Annotated in this window: 11 protein-coding genes; all 11 read left to right on the top strand. The window is 73.3% G+C overall.

Annotated features, from left to right (window positions below):
• Positions 1–32: 32 nt before the first annotated feature.
• A complete protein-coding gene (locus tag ACGFZN_RS22630) occupies positions 33–2,651 on the top strand; it encodes a SpoIIE family protein phosphatase (protein ID WP_393860272.1) in 2,619 nt (872 codons plus the stop codon).
• A gap of 107 nt (positions 2,652–2,758) precedes the next feature.
• Positions 2,759–3,367: a hypothetical protein gene (locus tag ACGFZN_RS22635; RefSeq protein WP_393860273.1), complete on the top strand. Its 609-nt coding sequence runs from the start codon at positions 2,759–2,761 to the stop codon at positions 3,365–3,367.
• Between the two features lie 54 nt (positions 3,368–3,421).
• Positions 3,422–4,390, top strand: a complete 969-nt coding sequence (locus ACGFZN_RS22640; protein ID WP_393860274.1) for a hypothetical protein — start codon at positions 3,422–3,424, stop codon at positions 4,388–4,390.
• Between the two features lie 46 nt (positions 4,391–4,436).
• Positions 4,437–5,213 carry a TIGR03936 family radical SAM-associated protein gene (locus tag ACGFZN_RS22645; protein ID WP_393860275.1) on the top strand — a complete coding sequence of 259 codons (777 nt, stop codon included), beginning with the start codon at positions 4,437–4,439 and terminating at the stop codon, positions 5,211–5,213.
• 262 nt (positions 5,214–5,475) lie between these two features.
• Positions 5,476–10,230, top strand: coding sequence for a ribonuclease E/G (locus ACGFZN_RS22650; protein WP_393860276.1), 4,755 nt, complete (start codon positions 5,476–5,478; stop codon positions 10,228–10,230).
• 239 nt (positions 10,231–10,469) lie between these two features.
• Positions 10,470–10,790 (top strand): 50S ribosomal protein L21, encoded by a 321-nt coding sequence (gene rplU, locus ACGFZN_RS22655; protein ID WP_028422127.1) that lies wholly within the window; start codon positions 10,470–10,472, stop codon positions 10,788–10,790.
• Positions 10,791–10,804: 14 nt separating this feature from the next.
• Complete coding sequence (rpmA, locus tag ACGFZN_RS22660) at positions 10,805–11,059, top strand: 50S ribosomal protein L27 (RefSeq protein ID WP_030605064.1); 255 nt, start codon at positions 10,805–10,807, stop codon at positions 11,057–11,059.
• 115 nt (positions 11,060–11,174) lie between these two features.
• Positions 11,175–12,623 (top strand): GTPase ObgE, encoded by a 1,449-nt coding sequence (gene obgE, locus ACGFZN_RS22665; RefSeq protein ID WP_393860277.1) that lies wholly within the window; start codon positions 11,175–11,177, stop codon positions 12,621–12,623.
• Between the two features lie 912 nt (positions 12,624–13,535).
• Positions 13,536–15,032: a D-ribitol-5-phosphate cytidylyltransferase gene (locus ACGFZN_RS22670; RefSeq protein ID WP_393860278.1), complete on the top strand. Its 1,497-nt coding sequence runs from the start codon at positions 13,536–13,538 to the stop codon at positions 15,030–15,032.
• 185 nt (positions 15,033–15,217) lie between these two features.
• Positions 15,218–17,335, top strand: coding sequence for a hypothetical protein (locus ACGFZN_RS22675; protein WP_393860520.1), 2,118 nt, complete (start codon positions 15,218–15,220; stop codon positions 17,333–17,335).
• 308 nt (positions 17,336–17,643) lie between these two features.
• On the top strand, positions 17,644–18,849 hold the full coding sequence (locus ACGFZN_RS22680) for a glycosyltransferase family 2 protein (protein WP_393860279.1): 1,206 nt from the start codon (positions 17,644–17,646) through the stop codon (positions 18,847–18,849).
• The last annotated feature ends 151 nt before the right edge of the window (positions 18,850–19,000 follow it).

Below are 19,000 nucleotides of genomic sequence, written 5' to 3' on the forward strand. Positions count from 1 at the left end.
TTCCTGACGATGTTTCTGGGCACCCAGCCGGTATGGGCAGCCCCATGCCGCCCGGGGCGTCGATGTGCCGTCAGTCCCCGGCGCCGGAGAACGTCGCGAGGGCCCGCCGGTTCGTGCGGTCGGCACTGCACGGTGTCGCGCCCGAGGTGACGGACACGGCCGCACTGCTGGCCGGCGAGCTGGTCACGAACGCGGTGATCCACGCCCGTACCGAGGTCGAGGTGCGGGCCTGGGCCGTCGACGGCCGGGCCCATGTGCGGGTCGGCGACCGCCGCCCGGACCGGGGGCTGGTGCCGCACGACCGCCACCCCTACGCGAGCACGGGCAGGGGCCTGGCCCTGGTGGAGGAGCTGGCCGCCGGCCACGGCGTGCACAGCGACGCCGACCGCAAGACGGTCTGGTTCGAGCTGTGGCCCGAGGCCCCGGCCCCGCCCGGCTCCGTCTGGGAGACCCTGGCGCCGGCGGGCCCGACGGTCACCCTGACGCTCAACGACGTGCCGTACGCGCTGTACTGGGCGGCGCAGCAGCACTGGGAGGGCCTGCTGCGCGAGGCGCTCCTCGCCGCGTCCACCGCCACCCGGACGGGGGTGCGGCCGGCGGACCTGGTGGCCGCCCAGGACACGAGCAGCATGATCTGCGCGTGCATGACGACGGCCGTGGAGCAGGAGACCCCGGACAGCTCGACCCTCTCCCTGCGCGTGGCGTTCCCGGCGGACGCCGCCGAAGACGTGATGGTGCTGCAGCAGGTCCTCGACGAGGCCGACACGGCGGCCCAGGCGGAGAGACTGCTGACCCTGCCGGCGCTCCCGCAGATCCGCGCCTTCCGGCACTGGCTGTTCGACGAGATCGCGGGCCAGCTGTCCGGCGGACCCCCGACGGCCTGGACGCTGGTCAAGGGCGCGCCGAGCGCCACCCCGACGGAACTGGCGCCCTGGGACGCGAGCGAGGTGGAGGCCGCCGGCGTGCCGACCGTCGCCGCGGACGACCGCAACCGGATCATCGCGGTGAACGGCGCCGCGGCGAACCTGCTGGGCTGGCACGCCCACGACCTGGTCGGACAGCGGCTGACCGCGCTCATCCCCGAGCATCTGCGCCAACGCCATGTGGCGGCCTTCACCTCGCTGCTGCTCACTGGCGAGTCCCGCATCCTGGGCCGGTCCATACCGGTACCGGCGCTGCACCGCGACGGCCGGATGATCCCCCTCCGGCTGTCCATCGAGACCCAGGAGGCGGTCGACGGGCGGACCGTGTTCGTCGCCCAGCTCACCACGACGACGGCTCCGCCCGGCCCGCCGCCCGCTGCGCCGGGGGACCGGCACGCCACCCGGCCCTCGCCGGGCCCGGCGCACCTGCCGACCACCACCAGGAAGACGACCCGGGCGAACCTGGAGAGGGCGGCGCCGGAGTGGCTGTCGCTGTTCGCGGACACCGGTCGGGCGCTGAGCGGCACCCTCCACCCGGTGGAGCGGCTGCAGCGGGTGTGCGAGGCGCTGACCCGGCGGCTGGCCGACTGGTGCGCGGCGGACCTCGTCGACGAGCAGGGCAGGGTGCGGCGGGTGTGCGTCGTGCACCGCGATCCCGGGGTGCTGGTCCCGCCGGGGCACCTCGGCACGCTGCCCGAGATGTCCGGGACCGCGCAGGGAACGTCCCTGCCCAGGGTGCTGCGCGGCGCGGGCCCGCTGCTGGTCACCGGCATCGCCTCGCTCGGCCGGGCCGCGAACCCCCTGGACGCCCGCCAGCTGGAACTGGTGCGGCGGCTGGGCGGAAGCAGCGCCGTCGTCGCTCCGCTGCGGGCCCAGCGGGACGTCTTCGGCGCGCTGACCATGGTCCGCGTGCGGGACGAGGAGCCGTTCACCAAGGAGGACGTGCAGCTGATCGCGGAGCTGGTCCGCGGCATCGCGCTCGGCGTGGACAACGCCCGTCTGCACCTGTACGCCCACTCCAACGCCGAACAGCTCCAGCGCGCCCTGCTGCCGGAACTGCCCCGCGTCGCCGACCTGGAGCTGGCCGCCCGCTATCTGCCGTCCAGCAGCACCGCCGAGGTCGGCGGGGACTGGTACGACGCCTTCACGGTGCCGGGCGGCGACACCGTGCTGGTGATCGGCGACGTGGCGGGCCACGACCTGAAGGCCGCCGTAGCCATGAGCACCCTGCGCAACATGCTGCGCGGCATCGCCGTCGACCGGCCGGAACCGCCGGGAGACGTCCTGCGCCGCCTCGACCTCGCGAGCCACACCCTGTCCCCGCTGTCCACCGCCACCTGCGTCTACGCCCTGCTCAAGGGCGACGACGGCCGGCGGAGCCTGCACCACTCCTCCGCCGGCCATCTGCCGCCGCTGCTGACCACCCGGGAGGGGGACACCCGCTGTCTGGACGCGGGCAGGGGCCTGCTGATCGGCATGGATCCCGACCAGCCCCGCCCCTCCGCGTGCGACGTGCTGCCGCCGCACTCCACCCTGCTGCTCTTCACCGACGGTCTCATCGAGCGCCGCGGGGAGTCCCTCGACGACGCGATGGACCGGCTCTGCCGGCACGCCGCGGACCTCGCCCGGGACCCGCTCGACGTCTTCTGCGACGAACTGGTCATCCAGTTCGGCGCCGACAGCACCGACGACATCGCCCTGCTCGCGGTGCGCCCCACCCCGCCGTGACGCCCGGCCGGCGCGGGCGCGCGGGGTCCCGCGGGTGCCCCGTGGCCCGGGCGGCCGCACGATGGGTGGCGAGGGGGCGGTGAGGGCGCACCGGCGGGAGGACTGCCATGGCTCAGCAGACGGCGGCGAAGGCACCGGTCGGGAAGCAGCCGGCCGGCGCCGGGAACGTCTTCCTCTCCTTCGCGCCCTGGATAGTCTTCGGCGTGGTCGCCAGTCCCAGCACCTGGGCGTACGCCGCCCTCGCCGCGCTGATCGCGGCCGTCGCGCTGTCCGGGCAGGACCTGCTGAGCGGCAGGATCCGGATCCTGGACATGACCGCCATCGTGTTCTTCGCCGTGCTGTGCGTCCTCGGGCTGGCCCTGTCCCGCGGCGAGATCCTGTGGGTGGAGACGTACGCGCAGGTCATCTCGAACGGGCTGGTGGCCGTCGTCGCGCTCGGATCGCTGCTCGCCGACCCCTTCACCGCGCAGTACGCCCGCGAGTCGACACCCCGCGAGGTGTGGGACTCGCCGGTCTTCCTGCACATCAACCGGGTGCTGACGGCCGTATGGGGGCTGGCTTTCGCGCTGATGACGGTCTCGACCTGGCTGGCCGTCCGCTTCCCGTCCCAGGACGACTGGTTCGACTGGGTCGTCCCCATCGCGCTGCTGGTGTGCGCCGTGAAGTTCACCCGGCGCTATCCGGAGTCGTACAAGGCGCGGACGGTCCGGACGTGAGGCCGCCGGGGCCCCGGCCGGATCCGAACCGGTCGCGCGGACGTCTACGCCGGTATGGAACCGCACAAGCCGTCTCCCCGCTCCGCGCAGCCCGAGGGGTGCCTCACCGTCGCCGTCAGGGTGCCCCTGAGGATCGTCGTCCTGGTCCTGGTGGTGCCGGTGCGGATGGCGTGGGACGCACTGGCCGTCACCGGACGGCTGGTGCGGGACGCCGTGCTCCGGCCGGCCGGCCGGGCGCTGCTGCGGGCCGGGGAGGTCCTGTGCGTCCGGCCGCTCGCGGCCCTGTGGCGGCACGTCCTGGTACCGGCCGGCAGGGCGCTGTCATGGCTCGGCACCGTCCTCGTCGCCGTACCGGCGCTGTGGTGCCACCGGCACCTGCTCACGCCCGCCGGGCACGCCCTCGCCCGGCTGGCGCGGTCTTTGCTGGTCCTCCCCGCACGATGGCTGTACGACCGGGTCCTCGTGGCCCTCGGGCACGCCGCCGCCCGGTGCGCCCGCGGACTGGGCCGCCTGCTCGCCCTGCTCGGCACCGGCATCGGGGCCGCCCTGTACTGGATCCTGCGCATCCTCCTCGCCCTGCCCGCCGCCGCGCTGTGGCGCCGGGTCCTCGCCCCCGCGGGCCGCGTGCTCGCCGTCGTCGCGCGCGAGGCCGGTGACGCCCTCGGGCACGCGTGGCGCGTCGCCGGGCGGATCTCACGCGTCGTGGGGCGCGCTCTCGGGACCCTCTTCCGGTGGATCTTCGCGGAGCCGCTGCGCCGGGTGTACCGGACCGTCCTCACCCCGGCCGGCCACCTCGTGCGGGACGCCGTCCTGCGGCCCGCCGCCGAGGGCGCGCGCCTGGCGGGCCGGGCCGTGCGCGAGGTGCTCGCGGGCGCCCGCGAGACGGTACGGCAGGCCCGCGCGGACGTCCGGCGGATGCTGTTCGGCGAGCCCGGGCGGCCGGCGGCGGTGGACCGGCGGGAACCTCACGGGCCCGCGACACGTACTCTTGGTAGCAGTACGACCGCTCTCACGAAGGACTAGGACACTGGGCAAGCGACAGCCCGAAGGCCCGCCGCCCGCACCCGCGGTGCAGCGCATCCGACTGCGCTACACCAAGCGCGGCCGCCTGAGGTTCACCAGCCACCGAGACTTCCAGCGCGCCTTCGAGCGTGCGCTGCGCCGCGCCGAGGTGCCCATGGCGTACTCGGCCGGGTTCACGCCGCACCCGAAGGTGTCGTACGCCAATGCCGCACCCACCGGCACGGGCAGTGAGGCGGAGTACCTGGAGATCGCGCTCACCGCACCGCGCGACCCGGAGACCCTGCGCGTCCTCCTCGACGAGTCGATGCCCGCCGGGCTCGACATCGTCGAGGCGGTCGAGGCACGGACCTCCGGCCTCGCCGACCGGCTGACCGCCTCCGTCTGGGAGCTGCGGCTGGACGGCGTCGACCCGGCGGACGCCGGGCGCGCGGTCGACGCCTTCAACCGGGCCGGGACTGTCGAGGTCCAGCGGATGACCAAGAACGGCGTCCGCACCTTCGACGCCCGCCCGGCCGTGGTGAGCCTGGAAACGCACGGTTCACCGGCTGATAGGCCTGGCGACCAGCCCTGTGCGATACTGCGGCTGGTTGTTCGGCACGTGACGCCTGCCGTACGACCCGACGACGTCCTGTCCGGTCTCCGCGCCGTGGCCGACCTGGCGCCGCCGGTCCCCGCAGCGGTGACCAGGCTGGCGCAGGGGCTGTTCGATGAAGAGACCGGCACGGTGACCGACCCGCTCGCGCCCGACCGCGAGGCAGCCGAGGCCCCGAAGGCCCCACCGGCCGCCGCCGCGACGGCGCCGATGCCGGAAGGTCCCGCGTAGGGACCGGCGTCGTAGCGCCGCCCTCGTACTCGGGAGCCACCTGGGTCGGGCAGCGCACCGACCAGAAGACTTTCGCCAGGCCGTACCGACAAGGCGTACGGAACCGGCGAGACAGGACACAGAGTGCTCCCGAGCGGCGCCCGCGCCCCGGACGGCGGCCACCGCGGATCACGCGGGCCGCGGACGTCACCGGCGTACGGTCCACCGAGACCGACGCCGGACCAGGCGCGGCGCCCGGGAGCCTGACGGGAGAAACGCCCGCATGCTCGAGCCGACCGAACCCACCAAGGGTTCCGAACTGAACACACCGAGCGACACCCTGCCCCCGCGCAGGCGTCGCCGTGCCGCCTCCCGCCCGGCGGGCCCGCCGAGCAGCGCGGAGGCGCCCGCCGAGGTGACCGTGCCGGCCATACCGGCGGCGGACCCGGACGAGGTCCCGGCGGCCGTCGGGGCCGTCGGAACGCAGAACGCCGACGAGGCCGAGGAGACCGAAGAGGTCACCGAGGCCGCCGCGGCCCAGAAGACAGGCGAGGTCCCCGGGAGCACCGAGCCGGCGGCAGCCGCCGAGGAGTCCGCGCGTCCGCGGCGCCGGGCCGCCCGTCGCGCCTCCGCGCCCGCCGGTTCGCCGTCCACCGCCGTGGTCGCCGAGACCGTCGTACCGGCCGCGCCCGCCGCCGAGACCGAGAAGCCCGCCGCGGTGTCCGAGGGCGGCGAGGTCGTCGTCGGCGAGGAGGCCGCGCCGCGCCGCGCCCGCCGCCGGGCCACCCGCAGCGTCTCCGCGCCGACCGGTGCGGTGTCCGGTGCCCCCGAGGCGGAGGTGACCGCGCAGCCCGCCGGGACTGCCGTGGCCGAGGAGCCCGCCGGGGCCCTCGCCGCTGCCGAGGCGCAGGCCCCGGCCGAAGAGGCGGCGCCGGCCGCCCGTACCCGCCGCCGGGTCGCACGCCGGGCGTCCGCGCCCGCCGGTGGGCAGGCCCCCGCGGAGACCGGTGAGACGGCTGTCGCCGCCGGCGCCGGGTCCACCGCCGAGGACGCCGGGCAGGCCCCGGAGGAGGCGCCCGCCGCCGAGGAGGCCGCTTCCGCCGGTAGCCCGCGCCGCCGCGCCGCGCGCCGCGCCTCCGCGCCCGCCGGTGCGCCGGCTTCCGCGGAGGCCGCCGAGACCGTCGTCCCGGCCACCACCGCGCCGGCAGCGGCCACCCCCGAGTCGTCCGCCGCCGCAGCCCCCGGGACGCCGGAGCAGCCCGCCGCCGCGGAGGAAGCCGCGCCGTCCGCGCGCCCGCGCCGCCGTGCGACCCGCCGCGCGTCGGCCCCCGCCGGCGCGCCGAAGACCGCCGAGCCCGCCGCCGTCCAGGAAGCACCCGCCGTCCAGGCGGCCCCGGCCGCCGCGGAAGCCCCGGCCGTCGCCGAAACGCCCGCTCCTGCCGAGGTGGGCGGCGCCGGTGAGGAAGCCGCTGCCGGCCGTCCGCGGCACCGGGCCACCCGCCGGGCCTCCGCCCCCACCGGCGCCCCGCAGGCTGCCGAGGCCGCCCAGGAGGCCCCTGCTGCCGAGGCCGGCCAGGAAGCGGAGGACACCGCGGAAGCCGCCCAGGCGCCGGCCGCCGAAGAGGCGGCCCCGCGCCGCACCCGCCGCCGGGCCACCCGCAGGGCGACCGCGCCCGCCGGTGCCCCGGCCGCCGACACCGCCGAGCCCGCCGAGTCCGAGGAGACCGGCGCCGGCACCCAGACCCCGGAGGTCCCCGTCACCACGCACACCAGCGAGCCCGCCCCCGCCGCCCAGGCGCCGCAGGTTCCCGCGTCGCAGGCCCCCGCGGAGGAGGCCGCCCCGCGCCGCGCCCGCCGTCGCGCCGTGCGCCCGGCGTTCGGCTTCGCCGAGCCCGCGCAGTCCAACCGGCCCGCGCCGGCCGCCGAGAGCGAGGCCGCCGAGCCCGGGGCCCCGCGCCGGCCCGCCCGCCCGGCCGTCGCCGTCTTCCAGCCGCCGGTGTTCACCGAGCCCAGGTTCCAGACCCCGGAGCGCGCCGCCGCCCAGGCCGCCGCCGAGGCCGCGGAAGCGGAGGAGCCCGAGGAGTACGCGGCCGAGGAGCGCGCCGAGACCGGCACGCGCCGCCGCCGTCGCCGCCGGGGCGCCGCCGAGGAGACCCCGGCCCCCGAGACCGCCGCCGAGGTCGCGGAGCCGGAAGAGCCCGCCGAGGCCGAAGAGGCGGAGGAGGCCGAAGAGGCCGAGGAGACGGAGGGCGCCGAGGGCTTCGAGGAGTCCGGCTCCCGCCGCCGTCGCCGCCGCGGCGGCCGCCGTCGCCGGCGCGGGGACGCCGCCGACGGCGAGGGCGAGGGCGCGGAGTCCGAGGCCGAGGAACTGGCCGCCGAACAGGCCGCGCAGGACGCCGAGGACACCGCCGAGCAGGAGGAAGAGGACGTCGAGGAGGCCCGCGAGGACGCCGCCCCCTCGACCGCCGGCAGCCGCCGTCGCCGGCGCCGTCGCCGCCGCGCCGGTGACACCTCCGTCGACACCGAGCCCGATGAGGGCGACCCCGAGCGCACCGTCGTCAAGGTGCGCGAGCCGCGCAAGCCCGCCGAGCCGTCGGACGAGGTGCAGTCCATCAAGGGCTCGACCCGTCTGGAGGCCAAGAAGCAGCGCCGCCGGGAAGGCCGTGAGCAGGGGCGCCGCCGCGTTCCGATCATCACCGAGGCGGAGTTCCTGGCCCGCCGCGAGGCCGTCGAGCGCGTGATGGTCGTGCGCCAGCACGGCGAGCGCACGCAGATCGGCGTCCTGGAGGACGGCGTGCTCGTCGAGCACTACGTCAACAAGGAGCAGGCGGTCTCGTACGTCGGGAACGTCTACCTGGGCAAGGTCCAGAACGTGCTGCCGTCGATGGAGGCGGCCTTCATCGACATCGGCAAGGGCCGCAACGCCGTCCTGTACGCCGGTGAGGTCAACTTCGACGCGCTCGGCATGTCGGGCGGCCCGCGCCGCATCGAGTCCGCCCTGAAGTCGGGGCAGCCGGTGCTGGTGCAGGTCACCAAGGACCCGATCGGGCACAAGGGCGCCCGCCTGACCAGCCAGGTCTCCCTCCCGGGCCGCTACCTCGTGTACGTCCCCGAGGGCTCGATGACCGGCATCAGCCGCAAGCTGCCCGACACCGAGCGGGCCCGGCTGAAGGCCATCCTCAAGAAGATCGTCCCCGAGGACGCGGGCGTCATCGTGCGCACCGCCGCCGAGGGCGCGAGCGAGGACGAGCTGCGCCGGGACGTCGAGCGGCTGCAGGCGCAGTGGGAGGACATCCAGAAGAAGTCGAAGAACGGCAACGCCCCGACGCTGCTGTACGGCGAGCCGGACATGACCGTCCGGGTCGTGCGCGACATCTTCAACGAGGACTTCTCCAAGGTCATCGTCAGCGGTGACGAGGCCTGGGAGACCATCCACGGATACGTCTCGCACGTGGCCCCGGACCTCGCGGGCCGGCTGCAGAAGTGGACCTCCGAGGTCGACGTCTTTGCCACCTACCGGATCGACGAGCAGCTCGCCAAGGCCCTGGACCGCAAGGTCTGGCTGCCCAGCGGCGGTTCGCTGGTGATCGACCGGACCGAGGCGATGGTCGTCATCGACGTCAACACCGGCAAGTTCACCGGCCAGGGCGGCAACCTGGAGGAGACGGTCACCAGGAACAACCTGGAGGCGGCCGAGGAGATCGTGCGCCAGCTCCGGCTGCGCGACCTCGGCGGCATCATCGTGATCGACTTCATCGACATGGTCCTTGAGTCCAACCGCGACCTGGTGCTGCGCCGCCTGCTGGAGTGCCTGGGCCGCGACCGTACGAAGCACCAGGTGGCCGAGGTGACCTCGCTGGGCCTGGTGCAGATGACCCGCAAGCGGGTCGGCCAGGGCCTGCTGGAGTCCTTCTCCGAGACCTGCGTCCACTGCAACGGCCGCGGTGTCATCGTGCACCTGGAGCAGCCGTCCGCGAACGGCGGTGGCGGCAAGCGCAAGAAGCGCGGGCGCGGCGCCGACGCGACCGAGCACGTGCACGAGACCGCCGCCGTGGCCGTGGAGACCGGCGAGGCCGTCGAGCCCGAGGTGGAGACCGCCGCCGAGGTGGCCGCCGAGGCCGCCGAACCGGTGGCCCTCCCGGCCCCCGACTTCGCGCCGGACGAGGAGCTGTACAGCAGCGTCGCCGAGGCGGAGGCGGCGGCCACCCGTGGCCGTACGCGCCGCCGGGCGAGCCGCCGGGCGCAGGCTCCGGCGGGCGCGCCGAAGGCGGAGTCCCGCCGGGAGCGGGCCGAGCAGGCCGCGGAGCCCGAGGCCGCCGTGGCCGCCGAGGCGCCGACCGCGCAGGAGGTCACCGCCGAGGAGGCGGCGGCACGCCCGGTGCGGCCGGAGCTGGCCGCCGAGGCCCTGGCCGAGCCCGCGGCCGTCGAGGACCAGGTGGTCCCGGCGCCCGAGGCCGAGCCCGCGGAGGAGGCCGCCCCCAAGGGCCGTACGCGCCGTCGTGCGACCCGGAAGGCGTCGGCGCCGGCCGGTTCCCCGGCGGGGGCCGAGCCGGCCGTGGTGACGGTCGCCCCCGAGGCTGCCGCACCGTCGGCCCCGGCTGCCGAGGAGGCGCCCGCCGAGGCCCCGGCGTCCGCGGAGGCGCCCGCCGAGAGCGCGGCCCCGGCCCGCCCGCGCCGCCGTGCCGTGCGCAAGGCCACCGCGCCGACCGCGCCGGAGGAAGCGGCCGTCGTGGTCGTCCCGTCGCCGGCCGCCGAGACCCCGGTCGCCGCCCAGGCGGCCGAGGCGCCCGCGCCCGCCGGCGAGGTGACGGCCGAGGAGGTGGCCGAGGCGACGGCGCCGGCCAAGAAGGCGGCCCGCAAGACCGCCAAGAAGGCCACGGCGAAGAAGGCCGCCGCCAAGAAGACCACGGCGAAGAAGACCGCGGCGAAGAAGACGGCGGCCAAGACCACGGCGAAGAAGGCCACGGCCAAGAAGGCGGCCAAGACGGCCGCGGCGAAGAAGACCAGCGCCGCCTCGGACCCCTCCGACGAGGGCTGACGAGGGCGGACACCCCGGGTGTGGGGCCGGTCCGGGTGACCGGCCCCACACCCGGCGGGGCCCGGTTTGACCCTCCAGGTCATGGCCCCGTAACCTTGACCGTCGGCGTGTCCACTGAGCACGCCACATCCCCGTAAACCTCTTCCTCCCGGGCACGCGTGGCCGGGAGAGGTCGTCCGCGTGTTTCTGGGCGGCTGGCCTGCGGGGGTGCCGTTTCTTCGAGCGAAAGTGAGATCCGCGTGTACGCCATCGTGCGCAGCGGTGGTCGCCAGCACAAGGTTGCTGTCGGCGACATCGTTGAGGTTGACAAGATTTCCACTGCCAAGGTTGGCGACACGGTCGAGCTCTCGACCCTGCTCGTTGTCGACGGCGACTCCGTGACCAGCGACCCGTGGGTGCTGGCCGGCATCAAGGTCCAGGCCGAGGTCGTGGACCACCACAAGGGCCAGAAGATCGACATTCTGCGCTACAAGAACAAGACCGGCTACCGCCGTCGGCAGGGCCACCGCCAGCAGTACACGGCGATCAAGGTCACGTCGATCCCCACGGCTGCGAAGTAAGGGACTGAGGAGAAATGGCACACAAGAAGGGCGCATCGTCCACCCGGAACGGTCGCGACTCCAACGCCCAGCGGCTCGGCGTGAAGCGCTTCGGCGGTCAGGTCGTCAGCGCGGGTGAGATCCTGGTCCGCCAGCGCGGCACCCACTTCCACCCCGGCGCCGGTGTCGGCCGTGGCGGCGACGACACGCTGTTCGCCCTGCAGGCCGGTGCGGTGGAGTTCGGTACCCACCGCGGCCGCAAGGTCGTGAACATCGTTCCGGTCGCCTGACCGAACGGTTTCTTCGCGAGGCGGACCTCACTTCCCCTGAGGGAAGCGGGTCCGCCTTTCGCGTGTTGACCAAAGACACACCGTAGTTTTCCTGGCTTTTCTGGAGGCACTGACCATGACCACCTTCGTGGACCGCGTCGAACTGCATGTCGCCGCGGGTAACGGAGGCCACGGCTGTGCCTCCGTCCACCGTGAGAAGTTCAAGCCGCTCGGCGGCCCGGACGGCGGCAACGGCGGCCGTGGCGGCGACGTCATCCTCACCGTGGACCAGTCGGTCACCACGCTGCTCGACTACCACCACTCCCCGCACCGCAAGGCCACCAACGGCAAGCCCGGCGAGGGCGGCAACCGCTCCGGCAAGGACGGCCAGGACCTGGTCCTGCCGGTTCCGGACGGCACGGTCGTGCTGGACAAGGCTGGCAACGTGCTCGCCGACCTCGTCGGCCACGGCACCTCGTACATCGCCGCACAGGGCGGCCGCGGCGGCCTCGGCAACGCCGCGCTGGCCTCCGCCCGCCGCAAGGCGCCCGGCTTCGCGCTGCTCGGCGAGCCGGGCGACGTGCAGGACATCGTGCTGGAGCTGAAGACCGTCGCCGACGTGGCCCTGGTCGGCTACCCGAGCGCCGGCAAGTCCTCGCTGATCTCCGTGCTCAGCGCGGCCAAGCCGAAGATCGCCGACTATCCCTTCACCACCCTCGTACCCAACCTGGGCGTGGTGACGGCCGGTTCGACCGTCTACACCATCGCCGACGTGCCCGGCCTCATCCCCGGCGCCAGCCAGGGCAAGGGCCTGGGCCTGGAGTTCCTGCGCCATGTGGAGCGGTGCAGCGTCCTCGTCCACGTCCTGGACACCGCGACCCTGGAGTCCGAGCGCGACCCGGTCTCCGACCTCGACGTCATCGAGGAGGAGCTGCGGCAGTACGGCGGCCTCGGCAACCGGCCCCGGATCGTGGTCCTGAACAAGGTCGACGTGCCCGACGGCAAGGACCTCGCCGAGATGGTCCGCCCCGACCTGGAGGCCCGCGGCTACCGCGTCTTCGAGGTGTCGGCGGTCGCCCACATGGGCCTGCGGGAGCTGTCCTTCGCCCTCGGTGAGCTGGTCGCCAAGGCGCGCGCCGCGAAGCCGAAGGAGGAGGCGACCCGGATCGTCATCCGGCCCAAGGCCGTCGACGACGCGGGCTTCACCGTCACCCGCGAGGAGGTCGGCGGCGAGCCGCTGTTCCGGGTGCGCGGCGAGAAGCCGGAGCGCTGGGTGCGGCAGACCGACTTCAACAACGACGAGGCCGTGGGCTACCTGGCCGACCGTCTCAACCGCCTCGGTGTGGAGGAGCAGTTGATGAAGGCGGGCGCCCGCAGCGGCGACGGCGTCGCCATCGGCCCCGAGGAGAACGCGGTCGTCTTCGACTGGGAGCCGACGGTCATGGCCGGCGCGGAGATGCTGGGCCGCCGTGGCGAGGACCACCGCTTCGACGAGCCGAGGCCCGCGGCCCAGCGCCGCCGCGACAAGCAGGCCGAGCGTGACGAGGCACTCCGGGAGTACGACGAGTTCGACCCGTTCGAGTAACAGACGGGGTCGGCCGCGGTGGCGGCCTGGGGGGGGGCTTGGGTCGCCCGGTGGCTGCTGAGGGTTGCTCGGGCCGCCCGGTGCCTTCGAGTGCCGTCTGCGGGTCACTTGAGGGTGCCCGGGAGCGGTGTCGTCGGAAGGAGCCGCTCCGGGGTTGCCCGAGAGCGCCTTCCGACGCCGCTTGGAGGTCGCCACCGCCGGGCACCGTCGTCGGCGGCCTGTGAGCCTTGCCCGCGTCCGTCGGGCAGGCGGTCGCTACCGGATGTGGACCGGGCGGCGACGGCAGCCGAGCCGGTCGGTGGCGCGCCGGGGGAGAACTCCGGCGCCGGCGGGTTCTGGGTGCTCGGGCCGTACGACCGTCCGGGCTCCTGTCCGGCCACCGCGGGCACCCTCGGTCCTCGGCACGAGCCGCCTCCGGCGCAGGCCTCGGCACAGCCATCCCCCGCTGACCGGCCCCGCACCGGCGCACGGGCGAACAGCTCCCACGTTCTTCGCTCCGCTAACCGGTCTCTTACTCTCGCCGAGACCGAAAAGCTGCGGAATCTTGATGTCGAATTCCGCGGCAATGGGCGTCTCGGCAAGCCGTATTACCGTCTCCCGCCGGGCCGCGTCGTGCCCGGTATGGAGAACGCGTGCCGTCCCGCGTTCGGGGCCGTGAAGATCGGGTCCCGGACGGGGAGGCGCGGGACCTGCGCCGTACCGGCGGAGTGTGCGGCCAAGCCCGTGACGGACCTGTGGACTTACTCACAGCAAATTCACGGGCCGGTTCGCGAAGCCCGGGTCCAATCACCTGGGGTGCAAGGTGAATGACAGGTTGCGCTCACATATGCATGGGATGTCGCTCACCTTGCACTGCGCTTACCTAAAGTGGGACCATTTCACGGTTCCCTGACGCCCCAAGGTAGGTCACCTGTGTCCCAGCACATAGCCAAGCCCCGAACCACCGCAGTGATCCTGGCCGGTGGCACCGGTCAGCGGGTGGGTCTGTCGATCCCCAAGCAGCTGCTGAAGATCGCCGGCAAGGCAGTCATCGAGCACACCCTGGCCACCTTCGAGAAGGCCGACTCGATCGACGACGTCATCGTGCTGATGGCGCAGGGCTACGTCCCGGACGTGGAGAAGATCGTCGCCAAGGCCGGCTTCACCAAGGTGAAGAAGGTCATCGAGGGCGGTTCCACGCGGAACGAGACCACCGAGCGCGCCATCGCCGCGCTGGGCGAGGGACTTGCCGAGGGCGAGGACCTCAACGTCCTCTTCCACGACGCCGTACGCCCCCTGCTCTCGCAGCGCGTCATCGACGACTGCGTGGCCGCGCTGGAGCGCTACCAGGCCGTGGACGTCGCCATCCCGTCCGCCGACACCATCATCGTCACGCGCACGCACGGCCAGGACGGCGAGTTCATCACCGAGATCCCGGACCGCTCCCGGCTGCGCCGCGGCCAGACCCCCCAGGCCTTCAAGCTGTCCACGATCCGCCGCGCCTACGAAGTCGCCGCCGGCGACCCCAACTTCCAGGCCACCGACGACTGTTCCGTCGTGCTCAAGTACCTGCCGGACGTGCCGATCCACGTCGTCGCGGGTGACGAGTACAACATGAAGGTGACCCAGCCGGTCGACGTCTTCATCGCCGACAAGCTGTTCCAGCTCGCCTCCACCGCGGCCCCCGAGCAGAAGGGCGAAGAGGTCTACCGCGAGCTGCTGACCGGCAAGACGGTCGTCATCTTCGGCGGCTCCTACGGCATCGGCAAGGACATCGCCGAACTCGCCGAGTCCTACGGCGCGAACGTCTACGCGCTGGGCCGCTCCACCACCGGCACCCACGTGGAGAACCCGGAGGAGGTCGACGACGCGCTGTCCAAGGCGTACGCGGAGACCGGCCGGATCGACTACGTCGTCAACACCGCGGGCGTGCTGCGCATCGGCAAGCTCGCCGAGACCGACAACGCCACCATCGAGGAGGCGCTGAAGGTCAACTACCTGGCCCCGGTGCAGATCGCGCGCTCCAGCTACAAGTACCTCGCCGAGACCAAGGGCCAGCTGCTGCTCTACACCTCCAGCAGCTACACCCGCGGCCGCGCCGAGTACTCCCTGTACTCCTCCACCAAGGCCGCCATGGTGAACCTCACTCAGGCGCTGTCCGACGAGTGGGCCGCCGACGGCATCCGCGTCAACTGCGTGAACCCCGAGCGCACCGCCACCCCGATGCGCACCAAGGCCTTCGGCCAGGAGCCCGCGGGCACGCTGCTGTCCTCCGAGGCCGTGGCCCGTACGTCGCTCGACGTGCTGCTGTCGGAGCTGACGGGGCATGTCATCGACGTCCGTCAGCAGGACCCGACGGCGGGCGCGGCCAAGGCGTCCGGCTTCGAGCAGGCGCTGGCCACTGTTCTGGACCGCCAGGACGGCATGTAATAATTCGTCAATAGCTTTAAGGAATTTCAGGCCTCTGCCGTCGCTCATTCACCGGGCGTTAGCAGAGGCCTGAATCCGTACATCTTCCGAATTACCGGCACTCCTCCGGCATCAACGAACAAAACCGGCACTCCCCTCCCAGAGCAGGTTTCTCCGTGATATCCACCGCTATTCGCGTCGCCCGGGTGGGCAGCGCGGCAGAGCTGACCGCGGCGGCCCTCATGATCCTGGGCTTCCCGGCGCTCATGCTGGCCGCGCTCGTCCCGAGCGTCCCCCTCTTCGCGGTCCTGGCCGCCGTGACGTACCTGGCGGACCACTATCTGCACCGCAAGGGCAGCTACCTGGTCAACCGACTCAGCAAGATCCGGGCGGGTCTGTCGATCCGCTTCCTGATCCGGCAGCTGCTGCTGATCCTGCTGCTGGCCCGTCTGTCGCACGCGGACGACCTGATCTTCTACGGCGCCGTCGCCTGCTTCATCGCCTTCTACGGCCTGCAGGCCCCGCACGGCGCACTGGTCACCCTCATCCGCAACCGCCGCCGGATGCCGGTCGCCACCCGCAACATCGACCTCAAGTCGCGCATCCGCATCCCGGACGCACCGCCGCGCGGCCTGCTGCACCGCAGCGCGGAGAAGATGCTGCACCTCGACCTGTTCGCGATGGCGGGCATCCTGCTCTCCGCCGGGCAGGACTCGCCGGCCGCCCCCGGCTTCGCCGGCGTCGGCCTCACCGTCGGCCTCGGCGTCCTGTACGTGCTGGTGCTGGTGCCGTACGTGCGCGGCCGGAAGATCCCGCCGAAGGCCGAGGTCGTCCTCGCCGCCGTCGACGACTGGCTGGCCGCCTACAAGCCCGAGACGGTGCTGTACTTCTCCGGCTCCAAGGACTCCGCCTACCAGGTCAACATGTGGCTGGAGACGATGGAGCAGCTGGACACCCGGCCGCTGATCATCCTGCGCGAGCGGGCCATCCTGAACAACCTCGCGCCGACCACGGTCCCCGTCATCTGCGTGCCCGGAGGGGTGCACCTGATGAACCTGGACCTGTCGACCGTGCGGGTGGCCCTGTACGCGGCGAACGTCGGCAAGAACATCCACCTGCTGCGCGTGCCCACCATGAAGCACGTCTTCATCGGCCACGGCGACAGCGACAAGCTCGCCAGCGTCAACCCGTACAGCAAGGTCTACGACGAGGTGTGGACCGCCGGCCGGGCCGGCCGCGACCGCTACGCCATCGCCGACGTCGGCGTCCGCGACGAGGACATCGTCGAGGTCGGCCGCCCGCAGCTCGCCTCCATCCAGACCTGGCAGGGCGTGCCCGACGGCCCCCGCGGCGGAGCCGCTGATGGAAGCTGCCCCACCGTGCTCTACGCGCCGACCTGGGAGGGCTGGGACGGCAACCCGGGCAACACCTCGATCGTGCTGGCCGGCGAGAACATCGTGAAGAAGCTGGTCAAGGCCGATCCGCCGGTCCGCGTCCTGTACAAGCCGCACCCGTTCACCGGCACCGTCAGCAAGGAGGCGGGCGCCGCGCACCGGCGGATCACCGCGCTGGTCGAGAAGGCCGCCGCCGAACGCGCCGCCGACTCCCGCTTCACCGCCGACGCCAAGGCGATGGCCCAGGCCAAGGCCGAGCTGGCCCGGATCGAGGCACGGCTGGCGGAGCTGGCCGGCGTCGGCGGGGAGAAGGGCGACGAGGCGGAGGCCACCCGGGACGGCGTCGTCGACGTGGCCCGGCACCAGGAGATCGCCCGGCTGCGCGCCGAGTGGAACGACGCCTACTGGCGCTCCTTCCCGTCGTACGAGCACCGTGTCATCACGGGCGCCGAGCCGCGCCTGTACGACTGCTTCAACGTCTCCGACGCGATGGTCTCCGACATCTCCTCCGTGGTCTCCGACTTCATCGCGAGCGGCAAGCCGTACGCGGTCACCGACTCCGGCGAGATAGGGCACGAGGAGTTCAAGCGGCAGAACACGGCCGTGCGCGCCGCGGTGATCCTGTCCAACGACGCGCGCGAGCTGGGCGGTCTGCTGGGCGCCGTGCGCGACCCGGCCGCCGATCCCCTGGCGGACGCCCGCAAGGAGCTCAAGCGCTATCTGCTGGGCCCGGACGAGCCGGCGTCCATCGTCCAGTTCAACAAGGCGGTGGCGGACCTCGCTCTCAAGGCCGAGGCCCGTAACGTCGGGCAGCAGTCCCGGGTGGGCGCCGCCAACGCGGACCCCGCCGAGACCGCCGAGCTGACCAACGCGGTGCCGGGCCAGCGGACCGCGTCCGCGGACGACCAGGACGGCGTGAACGCGGGCTGAGCGCGCCGCGCCTGCCTCGCACGGGCCGGCCCCCGGGAGCGATCCCGGGGGCCGGCCCGTGTCGTTGTGGGACAACCCCTCGTCCAGGTTTCTTACGGCCGGTCTTACCCAACCGGTGAGGCGCGGGTGAATACCTCTTACCGACCCTACGTACTGTCGGGTGGAAGCCCCGAACCTGTGTGACGTACGCCACTGATCACCCCGCACAGGGCAACCACATCAAGTGGGAGTTCGTCTAACAGGTTGCCCTTGTGGCACTACGGGGGAAATGTTCTGTTGATGGTAAGTAAGGGGGAAGCGTGACCGCCGTGACGCAGCCTGATGTCAGCGTGATCATCGGGGCGTACGAAGCGATGCCGTACCTGGTCGAGTGCCTGGCGTCGGTCGAGGCACAGACCATCGGCCCGGCGCGCCTGGAGGTCATCGCGGTCGACGACGGTTCGACGGACGGCACCGGCGAGTACCTGGAGGAGTTCGCCGCCCGCGCCCCCATGCCCGTCACCGTCATCCATCAGGAGAACTCCGGCGGCCCCAGCGGCCCCCGCAACGTCGGCCTCGCCAAGGCCGCCGGGCGCTACGTCTTCTTCCTCGACGCCGACGACCGGCTCGGCCCCGAGGCCCTCGAGCGCATGGTCGCCATGGCCGACGAGAACGGCACGGACGTCGTCCTCGGCAAGGTCGAGGGCATCAACCGCACCCCGCCCAAGTCGATGTGGGGCAAGACCCTCGGCCGTACCGACGTCTTCTCCTCCAACATCAAGTTCACGCTGAGCGCGCAGAAGCTGTTCCGCCGCGATCTGCTGGACCGGCACGGCATGCGGTTCGACGAGTCGCTGTTCACCGGCGAGGACGCCCTGTTCACCATGGAGGCGTACCTGCGCGCGAACGGCGTGTCCGTCGTCGCCGACTACCCCTGCTACTACCTGGTCGGCCGCGACGACGGCAAGCACGTCACCAAGAGCGGCAGCTACACCCTGCGCTTCGACTCCGCGCGGGCGCTGATGAAGCTGATCGCCGACATGGTGCCGGCCGGCGACAAGCGCGACCTGCTCATGGTGCGGCCCTTCGTCATCACCCTGGCGCCGCAGTTCGGACCGCGGTTCCTCAAGGACAGCGAGAAGGTCCGCCGGCGCAAGCTGGAGCTGGCCGAGCCGCTGATGCAGGCCTACTGGACGCCCGGAGTGGCCCGGCGGCTGAAGGTCCACGAGCGGCTGCGGCTGCACCTGGTCGCCCGGCAGCGGACCGATCTGCTGCTCGACGTCGTCGAGTTCATCAAGGCCAAGAAGCAGCCCGACGCGGTCCTGGAGAAGCGCGGCACCCGCGTCTACTTCGCCTACCCGCACTTCCGGTCGCCGCAGGCGGGGATCCCGGACGAGATCTACCTCGCCGCGCCCCGCGAGGCCCGTGCCGTCGAGGGATACCGGGAGGCGGCCGCCAGCTCCCTCCCGCGCCGGGTCCTGCGCAGAATACGGCGCATCCTGTCGGCGAGGAACGTCAAGACGGCGGCGGCCTGAGCGGTGCCCGCACGCCGTCCGGGCGGGGGGGGGCCCCCCCCCCCCCCCCCCCCGCGCGCGGCGCCCCCCCCCCCGCCCCCCCCCCGGCCCGGGGGGGGCCCCCCACGCCGCGGGCGCGGCGGGAGACCGCGGGGGGCCGGGGGGGCCGCGC

This window comes from Streptomyces sp. NPDC048192, from assembly GCF_043202415.1.
Classification (GTDB): Bacteria; Actinomycetota; Actinomycetes; order Streptomycetales; family Streptomycetaceae; genus Streptomyces.